We start from the raw sequence: 17,700 nt of genomic DNA, 5'->3' as shown, positions 1-17,700 counted from the left end.
TGCTGTTGGCAATAGCTGGCAGCACATAAACTTGAGGTTTGATTACTAAAACTCTATTATGCCTATAGCTGTCACTGCGACGAACATTCAATTCCTAAATAATTTTTAATAATATTTTTGTTTTTTTAAATCCTCTTTCCAACGACGATAACCTCTTAAGAAGCTTTCAACATCAGTATTTTCACCGAATGAGTTATTATCTTTTTCTGAGTATTCTAGTAAGTATCGTTCCGCAACGGCCTGCAATGATTCCTTTTTATCTATAACCCATTTTAATTCAAAATCCATATACTTAGTAATCTTAGACACGTTTATACAATGATCGAACTGCTTATCTTTTCCGAAGAAATCTTCAGATAAATTAGTTTTCCCTCCGCTAATCATATGAGCTCTAAAACAACTTGCGACAACAATTAATAACTCAGGAGGTGGATAAAGCCCAGATTCTATGAGGTATAAAAAGCTGTTTAATGGATTACTTTCTACTTGTTCACGCTCAATTATATTATGTGATGAGTTTTCCCTAAGCATATTCCAGCTATGTTCAAACTCTGAATAGTATGGAAACTCATTATGTTTATAAGAAGCTTTTAAAATTTCTCGCACTTCCTCCACATCTTCAAGTGTATTTTTATAAGCGCCTTCAAAAAGAACTTTCCCTTTCACTAATTCAGTTAACTCATCAATATCCATTTTTCACCCTAGTTTAAACACTAATAAAACAAGACAAATACAAACAGTAACTGTTGAAACATTCTCAACTCTCACTACGCTTAATAGTTTCATAATCAACTTTTCCATAAATAATTAGCCTCTTTATTGGATTAGTTTCCATTATGATGTTTGGCTAAATATAGTCACGGACACGATACTAAATGATTGTCCGTTTAAGGAAGCAAAGAGCCATTAACTCCACTTAATATCATTGATGAATAAGGCTCTAGTCTTTTTTAGTATAAAGAGACTTTAAATCTTGGTCGTGTTCCGATATTAAGTAACCTATGTTTTATCAAAAAATAACCTTCGGCGGTAGGTTAACTTTGAAAATACGAGAAAAGGTATTTGATTAGGTTATAACTGTGGTAATAATTTAGGGGAGACCTTTATGTTTTGCTTGTAGCCCAGCACGGCTGGGCTAACTATGAACTACAACATTTAAAAACCTAGTGGTGATGCCCGCCTTGAATAGCCTCGCCTTGCTGGTTGTAAAAACCAGTTGCGCTGTGCTCAATAAAACCAAGGTTTATCATTTTAGCTAAAAATGGGTCACCTTCGTTATCGCCAATGTCGGCGTAATCGGTGGTTTGAAAGCGATCCCACTGTTCAAATTGAGCACTAATTAATGGCTCATTAGTGTTTACATTGCTAAGGCTAAGTAAGGTGGTTGTTTGGCTTTTTTTATTACTAATACTAAATGTTTTAACTAATTTTGAATGCGTAAAAAAGGCGAGGTTAAAGTCGTTGCCATTTTCGCTCAATGTATAGTTTTTCACTTCACCGCAGCCTTTGCCTTGTGTGCTTACTAGGGTCATTTTTTTTATTAGGTGGTTATCCACCAGCTGACTTTTAGCACTCCAGTTTTGTACGCCGCGTACCTCAGATGGTTGGTATTCAATGCCGCGTTGCTGGGCATTAAAGTAACGTATTGGTCGTATTTGGTTATTGGCTAAGTGCTGCCAAAGCTCGGTTATTACTTCACTTTGATGCGCTACTTGCTGATCGTTTCGCCAAAGGGTAAGTGACTCGCTGCTTTGCTGCGTTTTATGGCTGTTGGTAATTTTATAATCCGCTTTTAAATGCTTGGCATCAATATCACATTGCGAGGCAAAGCTACTTGTACTTACAAGCGTGGCAATTATTAATAACGCTTTTTTCATTTAGCTATCTCTTATTTATATTTCAAGTTTATGGCAATAACATAACGATTATAAATGTCAGTTTAATGACAAAAACCCCGCACAGTAGGCGGGGTTTTTTATTTAGATATATTTAACTAAATTTATAACTAGCCGGTATTTATTGCGCTAGTTTTTCGTCTGCTGCTTTTACAAAGTCAGCGGCAAAGTCCATTACATGGAATAAAAAGCTTTGCTCGTTTGTGCCTGTTACTAAGTGTGCACCTGGTCCCATTGCATAAACGCCTACGTCTTCACCGGCATGTGTTTCTGAGCCCATTGGTACAAGTGCTTCTTGATGAAAACCAGGTGTTGTTGTATCAACATCAGTTAAATCAACACGCCCTGTAACTGGTGCAAACGCGTAACCTGCATCGGCATCGGTCTCGCTACCTAGGTTTCTAAAGCCACCACCATTGGTGTAACCAACCGTTGTATAAGGCATATCGTCGGCAGCTAAGCTTGGCTCAGTAGCGCCTACTGCAACTACTTTACCTAAAATTGGGTTACCGCGTTTAGGATAACCGGCAATGGTAAATACATGGCTGTGATCGGCAGTTACAACTATTAATGTTTCTTCTGGGTTGGTGTTTTCCATCGCCACTTTAACGGCTTTAGCAAGCTCAATAGTGTCGTTTAACGCGTTATAAGCGTTACCCGCATGATGCGCGTGGTCAATTCGACCCGACTCAACCGTTAAGAAAAAACCTTGCTCGTTGTTATCAAGTACGTTTATTGCTTTTTCGGTCATTTGTGAAAGCGAAGGCTCGCCTGCTACATCGTTTGCGCGGTCAGCTTCGTACTGCATGTGGGATTCGTTAAATAAGCCAAATACTTTAGTGGCGTCGTCACTTATTGCATCAAAACCGGTTTGATCCATTACGTAAGTGCCATTTGGATATTGCGTTTTCCACTCTGCGGTTAAGTCGCGGTTATCTGTTCGATCCCCTTCAACAGCACTTACTGCATCGGCTGAATTAAACGCGGCATCTTTTGGTAAAAAGTGACGACGACCGCCGCCCATTACTACGTCAATACCGTCTACATCAACACCACTAAAGCGTGCTTCTAGGTTGGCTTCAAAGTTAACCAGTTGCGAGGCAATATCTTCACACGTTGCGGCACTTTCTGGCATATCGGAGATATCTTCCCAGTTACGCTCTGCCGATTTAGCATACGTTGCAGCGGGTGTAGCGTGAGTAATACGCGCTGTAGAAATAATCCCTGTTGCTTTACCTGCAATTTCAGCAAGCTCTAACGAGGTAACAAGTTCGTGCCCTTTGCCTGATGCACAATTACCACGTTCAACCGCTTCATCAATACCAATAACGCCTGCGTCGGTTTTAACACCCGATGCCATTGCGGTCATAGTGCCTGCCGAATCTGGCGTTTGCGCATCTACGTTGTATGTTTTTACAAAGCCCGAAAAAGGCATAGTTTCAAAGCTTAACTGGTGATCTTCACCCATTTCGCCCTCTAACTGACCCGCTAAAATACGTGCTGCGGTTATGGTAGAAATACCCATACCATCGCCCACAAATAAAATTACGTTTTTAGCTTTGCCTGATTCAGTAACAATGTTGCTACTGGCTGTTTGTGCTGCACCTAATTTTGTTTGTGCTTCACTAAACCACGTATTGCTAGTGAGCGAGGCTAACTGCTCGCTTGTTAACGACGTTGCAGGTGCATTACACACTAAATTAGTTGAGTTAACTTCGTTGCTATCTAGCACGTCGTTATTATTGGTATCTGTGCCTACTTGCGTCTCTACGCCGCCATTAATACACTGCTCAGAGCCCACTGCAATAGCGTTATCTACTGCGATAATATTATTTTCATTTTTGTTATCGTCACTCGAGCAACCTGCTAGCGCGACCATTACTGCCAAAGAAAGTACCGTTAATTTGTTCATGTTAGCCGCCATTATTGCTGAGTTAGTTCAAGAGCTTGATTAATTAAATGAAATACAACGTTTTGTTCAATTACGCCTTGTGCTAGCTGAGCACCAGGACCTTTAGCATGCAAAGATATGTCTTCACCTGCGTGTGTTTCTGACCCCATTGGTACGGTTGCTTCTTGGTGAAAACCTGGGGTTGTTGTATCAACGCCATTTAGCTCAACACGCCCTGCAACAGCAGCACTTATGTAACTTGCATCAGCGTTGGTCTCACTGCCTAGATTTCTAAAACCTAAGCCATTTGCGTAACCTACCGTGGTGTACGGCATATCGTCGGTGGCTAGGCTTGGTGTTGTAGCACCTACTGCAACTACTTGACCTAAAATTGGATTACCACGCTTAGGGTAGCCTGCAATAGTAAATACATGGCTGTGATCGGCGGTTACTAAAATAAGGGTTTCTTCTGGGTTGGTGTTATCTATCGCTGCTTGCACGGCTTTAGCAAACTCAATGGTGTCGTTAAGCGCGTTGTATGCATTACCCGCGTGGTGCGCGTGGTCAATTCGACCCGACTCAACCGTTAAGAAAAATCCATTATCGTTTTTACCAAGCACTTCAATTGCTTTAGTGGTCATATCGGTAAGTGAAGGCTCGCCCGCTACATCGTTTGCGCGGTCAGCTTCGTACTGCATGTGGGATTCGTTAAATAAACCAAATACTTTAGTGGCGTCGTCTGCTATTGCATCAAAGCCTGTTTGATCCATCACGTACGTAGCATCTGGATATTGTGTTTGCCACTCAGTTACTAAGTTGCGCTCGTCAGTACGGTCGCCTTCTATAGCGCTTACTGCGTCTGTTGAGTTAGCTGTTTCGTCTTTTGGTAAAAAGTGACGACGACCGCCACCCATTACAAAATCAAGACCGTCTACGTCGGTCCCTACAAATCGTGCTTCTAGGTTTTTTTCAAAGTTAACCAGTTGCGATGCAATGTCTTCACAGCCACCCGTTACGGCATCTTCTGGCATATCTGATACGTCTTCCCAGTTACGGTCAGCCGATTTAGCATATGTGGCAGCAGGAGTTGCATGAGTAATACGTGCTGTAGAAATAATACCGGTAGATAGCCCTTTAATTTCAGCCAATTCGGTTGCGGTTATTAGCTCGTTACCTGCCACTGTTGAACACACGCCGCGTTCAATATCTTCATCTACACCAATAACGCCCACATCGGTTTTTACACCCGAAATAATAGCCGTCATCGTGCCTGCTGAATCAGGAGTTTGAGCATCTACGTTATACGTTTTAACTTGTGCAGAGTATGGGAACTCTTCAAAACTTAAATAACCTTCTTCGCCAGATTGGTTATTACGCTGCCCTTGTAAAATGCGCGCGGCGGTAAGTGTAGATATACCCATGCCATCGCCCACAAATAAAATGACGTTTTTAGCTTTAGTGGCTTGTGTAGCCTGCGCTTGTGCTGTTTTTGTTGTTAGTTTAGTTTGCGCAGCGCTATACCAGCTGCTGTCTTTTTGGCTTTGCGGTAGTACATCAGCATGGCTAACTGCGCTAAACGCAAATGTTAGCGCGATTGCCGCAGCGACTTTTTTAATTTTCATCCGTAATTCCCATTGTTTAGTGGTTATTTTTTGAAATGTGTAAACACAAAAAAGATCAACCGCTGCACTATAGAAAACAGATGTGACTGATAAAGGTAATTTTAATGAAAGTAAAATGACTAAACTATTACAAAGATAAGTCACAAAAAAAACGCAACGTGTAAAACGTTGCGCTTGTAGGGAAATTATTAAGAGAATTATTTAAATATTAAAAACGTGCTTTAAACGATACTCCAAAGTAGCGCTCAGCATCACGTGGTATTTGGTAACGGAAGTTATCGCCACTGTAGGTAGTTACGTAGCTTTCGTCGGTTAAGTTTTTAGCAATAAGCGACACTCTAAACGCGTCATCTTTAAACGATAAACCCACACTTGCATTTAAAATACCGTAATCTGGTAACAAAGCGGCTGGGTTAAATTCGCCTACGTTGTCTGGTAGGTCTGAGTATTGCTCGTCGGTATAAATGTAAGAGCCATTTATATGTACGTTAAAGCCATGGTCGGTTTCAATAAAGTAGTCAGCCGTTAGTGAGTATTTTAAATCTGGCGAAAATGGTACATCTAAACCTGAGCGGTCAGTACATGAACCTGCGGCTACCTCTGCCGGACAATTAAACTCGTCAATTTCAGCTTTAATGTAAGCAACACCACCGGTAAGCGTTAGCGACTCTGTTGCAGCCCACATAAAGTCAACTTCAACACCTTGCGTACTTACATCACCCGCATTGGTTAAGCGCGTAATACAAGTGCCGTCTGAACAGTCAAAGTTGTTAGCTTGAAAGCCTTCAATTTCGGTTCTGAAAAGCGCCATGTTAAATACAAATTCGCGGCTTGCGTATTTGTAGCCTATTTCATAAGCGTCAGACTCTTCAGGTGCTATTTCGCGGCTGTCGGTGTCTGGATTAAAGTTATAATAAATATTAAAACCAGGGCCTTTGTAGCCTTGCGAGTAAGTGCCGTATACCATTTGGCCATCGCCTAAATCGTATTGCATGCCTAAACGACCCGATACGTTGGTTTCTTCGGCTTTGCCTTCATCATCTGTATTAAGTGTTGCTGGGCGCACGCCTACACCGGTGCGGCCATATACATCATTACTTACACGACGATGCGTGTACGACACTTCATCGTCGGTGTAACGAATACCAAATAATACGCGTAAATCTTCAGATAAATCGTAGATACCATCGGCAAAGGCTGCCCAGTTATTAAATTCTGTACTCATAAAAGCAGTGGCCGATACAATATCGTTTGCGTTACAGCTAACGCCTAGGCCTTGTGTGTAACCTTCTAAATCAGCAAGTGCTGTATCAAGCTCAGCGCCCGATAAGTTATTTTGCGCGTAAAAAGCCATTGCGCTATCAAGCTGACCACCATTATTTTGGCAACTTGCATCGCGAGTAAAGTTACGTTGTGAATCCATGTTCCAATAAAATAAGCCAGCAACATAGTTAAATGGCCCAGCTAGGTTTGATGTAACTCTAAATTCTTGCGAAAACTGATCCCATTGCTGTGCACCTAAATCGTGTAATTGAAACGGCGCGTCAAATACCGGCTCGCTGCTGTCGCCAGCAATAGAGGTAAAGTCGCCTTCACGGTACTCTGTGTTATCCCACGAACGCTGCGCTGTAATTGAAGTATATGTATAGTCGCCAATTGTTTTATCAATCTGTACCGAAAACGCGCTATGTTCGTCAATTGTGCGCGACTCGTAATCGTGATCAACGCTGCGTTGGTCTAAATCAATATCGGCTACGCCATCAACAATACCGTTACTGTTTGGTACTGATTTTGAATCTGGATTACGGCCACTTGGTAGTGCTTCTAAGTCGGCACAACAATCATCGTCAGCGTTATAAAATTCAGCAATAAATTTTACGCTTAAGTCATCCTCTGGCTCGTATTTAAATACAGCACGTGCACCTTCACGGTCGTAACCGTTTACTTTTTCGTTGTTGTAAACGTTATCAATGTAACCGTCAAATTTACCTTTAAATACCGTTAGGCTTGCCGCTAGGTCGTCGGTTAAACCGCCGCTTATAACGCCTTTAAAACGGTATTCGTTATCTTGATAAAACGAGGTTTCTACGCTGCCTGTTGTGTCGTACGAGGGATCTTTTGTTGTTATGTTTACCACACCTGCTGAGGCGTTTTTACCAAACAATGTACCTTGTGGCCCGCGTAATACTTCAATGCGGTCTACGTCGTATAAATCGGCAAATGCTTGACCCGAGCGGCCAAGCACCACGCCATCAACAACAGTTGCTACACTTGGCTCGGCAGCAATACTAAATGAAATAGTACCAATACCGCGCACTGTTAGCGCTGAGTTACGGGTTGTGGTGCCTTTTCTAAAGCTAACTGAAGGGACAAGTGACTGTAAGCCTTCCATGTTATTAGCAAAAGCTGAATTAATTTGATCGCTATTAAGTACCGATACCGCAACTGGTACTTCGTTTAAACTTTGCGTTCTTTTTTGTGAAGTAACGACTATTTTTTCAAACGTATCGTTTTTAGCTGTTTCTGTTTTTTGTTGTTCTTGTTCGGTTTGCTCTTGCTGCGCATGTACCTGCGCGCTAAGCGCTAAACCGGTTGTCATTGCTAACGTGACTGCCAAGCTTAAGACGGACTTTTTAGCTCTCATGTCATTCTCCATATTGTGCGTGTGTGCTGTGTGGTACCGCGCTAGCAATTGTGTGTGTTGCTAATAAAGCGGTGTCAGTGTGTGGTACTTCCCTTAAAGCTCTTGTATCTTATATAAGAGCTTTAAATTTAAACAAACTATCTTACTAATGCAAACATTATGTGAATTAAATGTGATTTAAGTTTGGTATACAGAATATAGCCGCAGGTTATGCGGCGTTTTTAGCACCAATACGCGCTAAGCTATTTTCGTAACGAACCTGCCAACGACGTACACTCCACCAGCTAAGCACTAAAACAGTAGACCAAACAGCAACTAAACTTGGTACAAAGTACACACTGGTTCCACCCACTAATCCGAGCGGCGAAAACAATATATACAAGCTAACAATCAAGCCTACTAATACAATTGCACAAGGTAATGCGTATTTCCAAGGATTAAGGTCTACCTCAGCTTTGCGTGTAAATTGCCATGGTGTTTTAAGTGGTTTGTAGTAACCAATACCCAGCATTATTGCCAATTCAATTATGAACAAAATGGCGTAAATATGAATAAAGTTAATGTCTACATCCCATACAAATTTAAGCAAGGTGTAGGCAATAATATGGAATATAATCGCGACTTTAGCGCCCAGTGCAGGCACTTTTCGAGTAAATAAACCAACCAATACAATTGTGATGACCGGAATGTTGTAGAAACCTGTAAACACACGAATAATGTGCCATAAACCTTCAGGCGCAAACATCAATAATGGCGCAGTTATAAACGACAATATGGCAATAACAATACTGGTAATTTTGGCTACTTTTATAAGTTGGCTGTCTGTTACTTTATTTTTTTTCATTGGCTTATAAACGTCTAAGCAAAATAAGGTCGCCGCGCTATTGAGCAATGAGTTAAATGAGCTAAATACAGCACCTAGCAATACGGCCAAAAAGAAGCCAGATAAATACTGTGGAAGTACTTCTTTTACCAAATGTGGGTAAGCTAAATCGATAGTTGGCAGGCTTTCGTGTTTATAAAGATGGTAAGCAATAACGCCTGGGATCATCATCATAAACGGTACTAGCACTTTAAAGTACCCTGAAAACAACACCCCTTTTTGACCTTCAACTAAGTTTTTAGCGCCCAGTGTACGCTGGATCACGTACTGATTAGTGCCCCAATAAAACAAATTAGCTAAGATCATCCCTGTAAAAATAGTGCCAAATGGCACGGGATCATCGCTACTACCAATAGCATTGAGCTTTTCTGTGTCGGTGTTTACTAGGGTGCTTAACCCTTCTGAAAAACTACCATCACCCAATGCAATTAAGCCCAGTGTTGGCACTAAAATACCAATAATTAATAACCCAACACCGTTAATGGTATCTGATACCGCAACCGCCTTTAAACCGCCAAAAACAGCGTATATAGCGCCAACTGAGCCCACTGTAATAATGGTCACAATCAGGCTTGCTTCGTAACTCATATTTAATAAGGTAGGAACATCAAACAGCCTAAGTACGGCTATTGATCCTGAGTACAAAACCGAAGGGATCGTTATAAAACAATACCCTACCATAAATAAGATCACCGTCATGCGGCGTACGGTATCATCAAAACGATCTCGTAAAAATTCAGGCAAGGTAGAAAATGCACCCGCTAAATAACGAGGCAAAAAGATCAACGCCATAATGATGGTTGATACTCCCGCGGTTACTTCCCAAGCCATTGAGCTTAGGTTGTAACCATAGGCTGAGCCATTAAGGCCAATTAGTTGCTCTGCTGATAAATTTGTGAGGATCATCGACCCTGCTATAAACGTACCCGTTAACCCACGACCCGCTAAAAAGTAGCCATCTTGGGTGTTAACTTCCCCTTTGGTTTTTTGGTACGAGATATATCCCACCAGCGCCATAAACGCCAAGCACGATAGCAGTGTCATGGTAATGTTCATACCTTCCATCTTGCGCCCCTTTTAGCTTACTTTACTCGGTAAAAAGTAAGCTAATATCTTTATTATTATGTGTTGTATGTGTGTAGTGTGTGTTTTTTATTAAGCCGAGATTTATTTAGGCCATGCTGTTAATTGGCTCATGTCTTGTTCTGTGTGTTGAACCTCTGGGCCAAGCATTAGGCTGTCGCCTTCGCGTACAAATACTGCCATTTCTTCAAGTGCGAGTGTGTGTTCGTAGTACTTACCACCTTCGTAAGATTGTTTATCAGGAAAGCGAATCCAGTTGCCTTGTGGTAAATAAAACTTCACTTTACCGTTTGGCACGACACACGGCACTACTAACAATTTTTCACCGCACATAAATTGCTGATCAAAACTATGCGCTAGCACATCATCAGGAAATGCTAAAACCATTGCACGCTGAATTGGTAAGCCAGTTTGCTGTGCTTGTATGGCACTTTGCTCTAAATAAGGAATAAGTTGGTAGCGCAATTTAAGTGCTGCAAATACCGCATCACTTGCTTGCTCTGTGTAAGACCAAGGTTCGCGAGGACCAATACCATGTAAGCGCATATGTGCGCTAAATACCGAGGCTTGTGCCCAGCGCACGTAAAGTTCTGCATCGCGGGTGTCTTTGTAAAAACCACCAATGTCGGTTGCAAAAAATGGCCCGCCCGACATGCCCCACGCTAAACTGCCACGAATGCTTGCCGCTAAACCCTGCCAATCGGCCTGTGGGTCGCCGCCCCACTGTGCAGGAAAACGTTGGCTGCCCGTCCATGCTGAACGGCTAAACAAAAATGGCCCAGTTTTACAGTATTTTTCGGCGGCCTCAAAAACGCAGCGGTTGTACAACATGCTGTAAACGTTATGCAGCCTAATACCGCTATCACCACTGTGAGATATCATATTGTCGTCTTCTAGCTGTTCGCCAAAGTCTGCTTTTATCATATCTACGCCAAGCTCAAACAATGGCTTGTGCGATTCGAGCCAGTATTCGTAAGCGTCGGGGTGAGTAAAATCTAAAATACCCGACTCTGGTAGTGGTGTAAGTACTTCGCCAAATGGGCTTAAGTCCCACTCGTATTGATACGCTTTACCGGTGCGTTTATCTTTTATAAGCCAGCCATTTTCGGCCGCTTTAGCAAATAATGGGTTATTTACCGAGATCATCGGGTATTCCCATACGCAAATTTTAAAATCCATCGCTTTTAGTTCATCAAGCACTGGTTTTGGGTCGGCGTAGCGTGTTGGATCCCATTCAAATGCAAAGCGGGTGTCGGTGTCTTGCCATGCGCGGCCATCAAGAGTAATTACGTCGCACGGCATATTTTTAGCACGCACTTCGCGGGCAACACTAAGTAATTCGTCAGCATCTTTGTAATACGCTTTTGATAAAATAACACCAAAGCTCCACTGCGGTGGCACCGGTGCAAAACCTGTTAGCTCACAGTAACGGTTAATGCTTTGGGCAGGTGTTTGTTCTTGATATAAAAATACATCTAGCGCGTCATCTTCAACTAAACATACATATGCGCGTTGCGACCACAGTGCGTAACCTACGCCATGAGTTACCGGCGCAGGTGTATGTACAAATAAGTTCCAGCCTTCTGGGCTCCATGCATACGGTGTGTTTTTATAAGACTTTTCGGCGTTAACGCCTAGCGCATCGTGGTTGTATGAACGAATAAGTTGGCCGCGTTTATCAAGCTTTCCCCATTTTTCGCCAAGACCATACACGGCCTCATCGTAGTTAAGCTCTAAGCTTAATATCCAGCCGTTATCTGTTTTAGCTAGTGGCGGTAAACGGTGCTGGCGTACAAAGTGACCATCAGTTGCTGATTGCTGTACTAGCTCATCGTTTTTATAAAGTTTGAAATGAAAAGGGTCGCTGTAAAATTCTAGGCGGTATTCGCCACCACTTACGCTGTAATCATTATTGTTTTTGCTAAGTGTGAGGGGGTATTCTGATGGGGTTGTGGTTAATATTTTAAATTGCTCGTCATGCGTAGTGCCTGCATTTAGACGTAAGCCAAACTGGCTTATCGTTACGCTAATATCACCAAACTGAGTGGGCAAAACCAGCACATTACCTTGCAACTTTGGCTGTGCGGTTAAGCGTGCTGGCTCTATTGCGTTCCAGTCTGGCTCACGTAATTCAAATGCATTCATGGGAATTCCTTAACCAATTATTAGTCTTGTATAAGACACAAGTTAAATAATTGTAATCCCCATGTCAACGTAAATAAACTCAAGATGAATTATTTACATCGCAATTTTTAAAAAATGCCAGGTGCCGATGTAGCCACCAGCGATACGCCGCTCAGTCCTAGTAACGTAATAGCTATAATGCGTATCCATTTAGCGTCAACGTAAGGCGTTAATTTACGAGCAAAATGCGTAACTAACAACACTAAGGGAATAGCCGCTGCAATTAAAAACATAATGTCGAGCCCCGGCAAAGTACCAAATAAGGCGATACCTACACGTACTAGCCCGCCAATAGTAAATACCGCTAATAACGTACTGCGAATAGCTTCAATAGACCAACTTTGCTTATAACACTGAAACACAAGCGGCGGCCCTGAAGTTGAAAACAACCCACCAAGTAATCCACTCACCCCTCCAGCTATTAAAAACGAACGAGGGCGGCTTTGTTTATTAGCACGATCGCGGCCAATCAGCATTAAAGCGCAGCACAGCAGAATACTTACACCTAAAATAAAGTTTAAATAGTGCGTTAAATGCGACGACATAAACTCAAGCAGCACAAAACCTATCAGCATTAACGGAATACCGGTATACAACATAAGTTTTAGCTCGGGTACTTTTACCGAACTGCGGTTTTTAACGACCACGGTTGTTGAATTAACTAACCCCAGCAAACTCACTAAAAATGTAGTTGCCGTGAGTGGCAATACATCAAGTAACGTAAAGCTTGCAACCACCAGCAACCCAAAGCCAAACCCGCTAAGAGTTTGCATTACAGTGGCAAGGCTTAGGCACAGCGCCATAAGCAAAATGAGTTCAAAAGAAATACTGAGCACTTTTAATTTCCTAAGGGTGAGCTATTGTAGTGTAACGATTTGTTTTTAGGCATAATGTATATTTTGCGCCTATTAAACATTACAGCAGTAGTTCACGTTTAATTGAGCTAGCGCAAATATGCGTAAAAGGTTTCACCTATGCTATAACTACAGGTGGATTAAATTTAATGGTAAATAATAATGAGTAACTCTATGTTTGATCACAAATTAAGTGGCCCAAGCTTGGCTTTTCAACCACTTTACTTACAAGTGGCTGATTATATTAAACAGCTCATTGTTGAAAGACGTTGGGTACCTGGCGAAGCATTACCAAGCGAATTTCGCCTTGCTGAAGAATTTAACGTAAGCCAAGGTACAGTTCGTAAAGCACTAAACTTATTAACCGACAATAAAATAGTAACTCGTCGCCAAGGCGTTGGTACGTTTGTATCGCAACATACTGCGCAAGATGCCTTATTCAGGTTTTTTCCGTTACAAGCAGACGGTAAAGGTGCCGATTTGCCAAAGGCTGAACTGCTATCGGTTGAGCTTTGTGCAGCGCCAGTTGAAGTAATAGAAGCGTTACAACTCAATAAAAAAGACAAAGTTACCAAGCTTGTTCGTAGGCGTATTCTTGATAACGAATTTTGCATGAGCGAAACTATATACCTACCGCAAAGCTACTTTCCTGATATACATCAAAGTAGTGATATTCCGCATACATTGTACCATTACTATCAAACCAAATTTAACCAAACTGTACACAAAACCCAAGACAGTATTAAAGCCGTACTTGCTACAATGGATGATGCCAAAATGCTTGCTATAAAAGCTGGCGATCCACTGCTGTTGGTATCACGCATTACCGAATCAATCGAAGGTAAACGTATTGAATACCGCCAAAGTAAATGCCGTAGCGATCATTACCACTATCAAATTGAACTTGATTAATTAAAAGCGTGTTTAGTGCTAAAAACCCACTTTAGCGCATAATAATTAAATATTTTTTAAAGGCAGCAAACGCTGCCTTTTTGCTGCCTGTAGGTTTTTTAACTGAACCATTTACTGCTTTGCTGTTAACACAGTATTGACACTGTTTGATTCGTATAATAACTTATGTCTTATACAAGACCTAAGTCATTATGCATTTTTAACAGGAATTCCCAATGAGTTCATTAAATAATATCCCTCCAGTAGGGTTCGGTTTATGGAAAGTCGCGCAAGAAGATTGTGCACAAACGGTATACCAAGCCATTAAGGCAGGTTACCGCCATCTTGATTGCGCATCAGACTACGGTAACGAAGAACAAGTAGGCGATGGCATCGCCCAAGCATTAAACGATGGCTTATGTACCCGTGAAGAATTATGGGTAACATCAAAACTGTGGAATACCTTTCATGCACCAGAGCATGTTGGCCTCGCGATTGATAAAACACTGAGTGATTTAAAGCTAGATTACCTAGACTTATACCTAATTCATTTTCCGATTGCGCAAACATTTGTGCCAATAGAAACGCGCTATCCACCAGAGTGGTTTGTTGACCCTACGGCGCAAAACCCACAAATGGAGCTTGCAAAAGTACCACTGTATTTAACGTGGCAAGCAATGGAAGAACAAGTACACAGCAACAAAGCAAAACGCATTGGGGTATGTAATTACTCAAGCGCACTGCTTCACGATTTAATGACCTACGCAAATATCAAACCCGCTATGTTGCAAATTGAGTCGCACCCTTATTTAACGCAAGAGCGATTAGTAAGACTCGCAAAGCAGTACGATATTCCGGTTACTGCGTTTTCACCACTGGGTGCGCTTTCATACCTTGAGCTAGAAATGGCTGATAAAACTGAATCAGTTCTTGAGCAAAGCGTTGTTAAAGCGGCCGCACACAATCATGGCAAAACGCCAGCACAAATAGTTCTTCGCTGGGGCGTGCAACGCGGCACTGCCATTATTCCTAAAACCTCAAAACTTGAACGCATGAAAGAAAATCTCGCACTGTTTGATTTTGAATTAACAGAGCAAGAAATGGCGCAAATTTCTGCGCTTAACAGTAATCGCCGATTCAACGACCCTGGGCACTTTTGTGAAGCTGCCTTTAACCGTTTTCACCCAATTTACGATTAGGAACATACAATGTCAGCTACCGAAATTAACTACGCCTCAGTGCCAACTCAATTAACATTCGATGATTCGGTTTTTCCGTGCATTGTTGTTAATAACAATAACGCCAGCACCGTTGAAGAAGCGGTAGCTTTCATTCGCGCAAATAAAAGTGAATTGGCTACAAAACTTCGCAGCTCAGGTGCTGTGTTGTTTCGTGGCTTTCCTGTAAATAGCGCCGAAACATTTGATACTTTTTCAGCCGGGTTTGATTATGACAATTTTACTTATAAAGAGTCACTGTCTAACGCGGTACGTATTAATTTTACCGAACGTGTATTTACAGCTAACGAAGCGCCAAAAGATGTAGAAATATACTTACATCACGAAATGGCGCAAACGCCTATTTCGCCAAGTAAATTATTCTTCTTTTGTAAATCGGCCGCAGAAGAAGGCGGTGCAACACCTCTTTGCCGATCAGATAAATTATTTAGTGCATTAAAAGAATACGACAGCAAGCTTGCCCATGACTTTGAACACAAAGGCCTAAAATATACCACCTATATGCCAGCCGCTGACGACGCAACATCAGGCCAAGGCCGAAGCTGGAAAAGTACGCTAAGTGTAGAAACCAAAGACGAAGCACATAATAAATTAACCGAACTTGGTTACCAGTGGGAATGGCTTGAAGACGGCTCACTAAAAGCCGTTACACCAGTACTGCCTGCTGTAGTAACTCTTGAAAACAACGTACAGGTTTTTTATAACCAACTGATTGCCGCTTACATGGGCTGGAAAGGTGTACGCGATAATCCATCAATTGCCATTACCTTTGGTGATGGTAGTGCGATTCCTAAAGTTGGACTTGATAAAATTGTGGAGCTTTCTAAAGTATTTACCTTTGATCTTGCATGGCAAGACGGTGACGTTGCTTTAGTTGATAACGAAATGGCTATGCATGGTCGTCGCCCTTTTACAGGTGAACGTAAGCGCCAAGTATTAGTAGCACTTACCGCAGCTAAAGCGTAATGCAGCGCTTAAGTAGTAAATTAAGCTGTAAAATATCACCTTTATGGCAAGGTGCCAGCATTGCTGCAATGACTGGCCTTGCCGCCTTATTTTTAAGCGAACATTATGGTGCGCCAGCCATGTTGTTTGCTTTGTTACTGGGTATGGCAGTCTCATTTTTGTATCAAAGCGATAGCCCTTGCGCCAAAGGTATCGATTTTACCGGCACCACGGTTTTGCGTGTAGGTATAGTACTGCTAGGCACACGCATAGCGCTGGGAGATTTAGTAACACTGGGTTGGCAAACAGCACTTATGTTAGCGGGCGCCATATTTACCACTATTATTTTAGGCGTAGTGCTAGCGCGCGCATTTGGCCTACAAAAACGCTTTGGTGCACTAACAGGTGGCTCGGTTGCTATTTGTGGAGCGTCTGCTGCGCTGGCTATCTCGTCTATTATGCCAAACAGCGAACATAAAGAGCGCGACACCTTATTAACCGTTATTGGCGTAACAGCTATGTCGACCCTTGCTATGATCCTCTACCCTATTGTGGTTAATTATCTTGAGTTTGACGCCCATAATGCAGGCGTATTTTTAGGTGGCACAATACATGATGTAGCCCAGGTAGTGGGTGCAGGTTATTCGGTATCACCAGAGACAGGCGATATAGCAACTCTAACTAAACTTGTACGTGTTGCCATGCTACTACCTGTTGTACTTATTATGATGGTCGTTATTAATCGCTCAAAAAAAGAAAAACACGGAGAATTACCTAAAGTACCTGGTTTTTTAATTGGCTTTGTAATACTCATGATAATAAATAGCTGCTTTTCACTTCCTACAATAGTACTTGAAACCGCTAACGAACTTTCGCAGTTCTTTTTAATTGCGGCTATTTCAGCTATAGGAATGAAAACTAATTTAGGAAAGCTTACCGAAGTAGGTATGAAACCCATTATTTTAATTGTGGCTGAAACACTTTGGATTGCATTATTAATACTTGGATTTGTAATTTGGAGCTAATGAATCAAGTTATTTAAGGTATATATCAAAAAAATCAGTAGGTAATTAGGTCATGTTTTAACCACTTAAAACTTGCATTTTACCTACTCTAGAACCGCGTGCCAATACAAACATAAAGCATTGATTAAATTAAAATTAACTTAAATTAAGACGCAAAAAAGATCACCTTAATCATGACTGGTTAGTTAAAAAACAAACAAACTAATAAAGCACTTACTCTAAAATAAATTTACAATAGGGCTTGGTATATAGCTCAATTTGCTGTTATCCTGCTTGGCATCGGGTTGACAGAAAACCCTATTTATTTGTAAGTACCACGTTGTTTTAGTAATAATCCTTCGCGTTATCCTCAGTTAAATGTATGTTTTCTTCCTGTTAAATTGCCTAATTTAAGGCGCACTTTTATTAATTCTTAGGATACTATTATGTCTAATACTACAACTGGTACAGTTAAATTTTTCAACGAAGCAAAAGGTTTTGGTTTCATCGAGCAAGAATCTGGTCCTGACGTTTTCGCACATTTCAGCGCAATCTCTGGCGACGGT

13 protein-coding genes are annotated in these 17,700 nt (G+C 41.7%); 5 read left to right on the top strand and 8 right to left on the bottom strand.

Annotated elements, in window-relative coordinates; all coding sequences use genetic code 11:
• Window positions 1-105: 105 nt before the first annotated feature.
• The 8 genes from GQR39_RS14890 to GQR39_RS14855 all read right to left on the bottom strand — a co-directional run bounded on the left by GQR39_RS14890 (window position 106) and on the right by GQR39_RS14855 (window position 13,038).
• On the bottom strand, window positions 106-693 hold the full coding sequence (locus GQR39_RS14890; RefSeq protein WP_165736012.1) for a hypothetical protein: 588 nt from the start codon (window positions 691-693) through the stop codon (window positions 106-108).
• 470 nt (window positions 694-1,163) lie between these two features.
• Window positions 1,164-1,877: a hypothetical protein gene (locus GQR39_RS14885; RefSeq protein WP_165736011.1), complete on the bottom strand. Its 714-nt coding sequence runs from the start codon at window positions 1,875-1,877 to the stop codon at window positions 1,164-1,166.
• A gap of 139 nt (window positions 1,878-2,016) precedes the next feature.
• Window positions 2,017-3,807, bottom strand: a complete 1,791-nt coding sequence (locus GQR39_RS14880; protein ID WP_165736010.1) for an alkaline phosphatase — start codon at window positions 3,805-3,807, stop codon at window positions 2,017-2,019.
• A gap of 11 nt (window positions 3,808-3,818) precedes the next feature.
• Window positions 3,819-5,408 carry an alkaline phosphatase gene (locus tag GQR39_RS14875; RefSeq protein ID WP_165736009.1) on the bottom strand — a complete coding sequence of 530 codons (1,590 nt, stop codon included), beginning with the start codon at window positions 5,406-5,408 and terminating at the stop codon, window positions 3,819-3,821.
• Between the two features lie 208 nt (window positions 5,409-5,616).
• Window positions 5,617-8,052 (bottom strand): TonB-dependent receptor, encoded by a 2,436-nt coding sequence (locus tag GQR39_RS14870; protein WP_165736008.1) that lies wholly within the window; start codon window positions 8,050-8,052, stop codon window positions 5,617-5,619.
• Window positions 8,053-8,260: 208 nt separating this feature from the next.
• The gene (locus GQR39_RS14865) at window positions 8,261-10,000 is read right to left on the bottom strand and encodes a solute:sodium symporter family transporter (protein WP_206007871.1); all 1,740 of its coding nucleotides are present in this window, start codon (window positions 9,998-10,000) and stop codon (window positions 8,261-8,263) included.
• A gap of 102 nt (window positions 10,001-10,102) precedes the next feature.
• On the bottom strand, window positions 10,103-12,163 hold the full coding sequence (locus GQR39_RS14860; protein ID WP_165736007.1) for an alpha-xylosidase: 2,061 nt from the start codon (window positions 12,161-12,163) through the stop codon (window positions 10,103-10,105).
• 107 nt (window positions 12,164-12,270) lie between these two features.
• Entirely contained in the window at window positions 12,271-13,038 is a 768-nt protein-coding gene (locus GQR39_RS14855) for a sulfite exporter TauE/SafE family protein (RefSeq protein WP_024595864.1), read from the bottom strand.
• Window positions 13,039-13,218: 180 nt separating this feature from the next.
• Here GQR39_RS14855 and GQR39_RS14850 point away from each other — a divergent pair, with 180 nt between their 5' ends.
• The 5 genes from GQR39_RS14850 to GQR39_RS14830 all read left to right on the top strand — a co-directional run.
• Complete coding sequence (locus GQR39_RS14850) at window positions 13,219-13,968, top strand: GntR family transcriptional regulator (protein ID WP_024589596.1); 750 nt, start codon at window positions 13,219-13,221, stop codon at window positions 13,966-13,968.
• A 215-nt stretch (window positions 13,969-14,183) separates the two neighbouring features.
• A complete protein-coding gene (locus tag GQR39_RS14845) occupies window positions 14,184-15,146 on the top strand; it encodes an aldo/keto reductase (RefSeq protein WP_165736006.1) in 963 nt (320 codons plus the stop codon).
• A gap of 9 nt (window positions 15,147-15,155) precedes the next feature.
• Window positions 15,156-16,151: a TauD/TfdA family dioxygenase gene (locus tag GQR39_RS14840; RefSeq protein WP_165726271.1), complete on the top strand. Its 996-nt coding sequence runs from the start codon at window positions 15,156-15,158 to the stop codon at window positions 16,149-16,151.
• Window positions 16,151-17,155 carry a YeiH family protein gene (locus tag GQR39_RS14835; protein ID WP_197112648.1) on the top strand — a complete coding sequence of 335 codons (1,005 nt, stop codon included), beginning with the start codon at window positions 16,151-16,153 and terminating at the stop codon, window positions 17,153-17,155. Before GQR39_RS14840 ends, GQR39_RS14835 begins: the two co-directional genes overlap by 1 nt.
• A 425-nt stretch (window positions 17,156-17,580) precedes the next feature.
• A partial coding sequence (locus tag GQR39_RS14830) for a cold shock domain-containing protein (protein WP_165736005.1) occupies window positions 17,581-17,700 on the top strand: 120 nt, incomplete at its 3' end.

Origin of the sequence: Pseudoalteromonas sp. C8 (assembly GCF_011378685.1) — a bacterium.
Classification (GTDB): domain Bacteria; phylum Pseudomonadota; class Gammaproteobacteria; order Enterobacterales; family Alteromonadaceae; genus Pseudoalteromonas; species Pseudoalteromonas arctica.
The sequence above is the reverse complement of the archived record's forward strand: the minus strand, read 5'-3'. Positions and strand labels throughout refer to the sequence as shown.

Excerpts from the sequence above, each read along its gene's own strand:
- GQR39_RS14890 (WP_165736012.1), bottom strand. The coding sequence starts at position 693 with ATGGATATTGATGAGTTAACTGAATTAGTGAAAGGGAAAGTTCTTTTT.
- GQR39_RS14885 (WP_165736011.1), bottom strand. The coding sequence starts at position 1,877 with ATGAAAAAAGCGTTATTAATAATTGCCACGCTTGTAAGTACAAGTAGC.
- GQR39_RS14880 (WP_165736010.1), bottom strand. The coding sequence starts at position 3,807 with ATGAACAAATTAACGGTACTTTCTTTGGCAGTAATGGTCGCGCTAGCA.
- GQR39_RS14875 (WP_165736009.1), bottom strand. The coding sequence starts at position 5,408 with ATGAAAATTAAAAAAGTCGCTGCGGCAATCGCGCTAACATTTGCGTTT.
- GQR39_RS14870 (WP_165736008.1), bottom strand. The coding sequence starts at position 8,052 with ATGAGAGCTAAAAAGTCCGTCTTAAGCTTGGCAGTCACGTTAGCAATG.
- GQR39_RS14865 (WP_206007871.1), bottom strand. The coding sequence starts at position 10,000 with ATGGAAGGTATGAACATTACCATGACACTGCTATCGTGCTTGGCGTTT.
- GQR39_RS14860 (WP_165736007.1), bottom strand. The coding sequence starts at position 12,163 with ATGAATGCATTTGAATTACGTGAGCCAGACTGGAACGCAATAGAGCCA.
- GQR39_RS14850 (WP_024589596.1), top strand. The coding sequence starts at position 13,219 with ATGAGTAACTCTATGTTTGATCACAAATTAAGTGGCCCAAGCTTGGCT.
- GQR39_RS14845 (WP_165736006.1), top strand. The coding sequence starts at position 14,184 with ATGAGTTCATTAAATAATATCCCTCCAGTAGGGTTCGGTTTATGGAAA.
- GQR39_RS14840 (WP_165726271.1), top strand. The coding sequence starts at position 15,156 with ATGTCAGCTACCGAAATTAACTACGCCTCAGTGCCAACTCAATTAACA.
- GQR39_RS14835 (WP_197112648.1), top strand. The coding sequence starts at position 16,151 with ATGCAGCGCTTAAGTAGTAAATTAAGCTGTAAAATATCACCTTTATGG.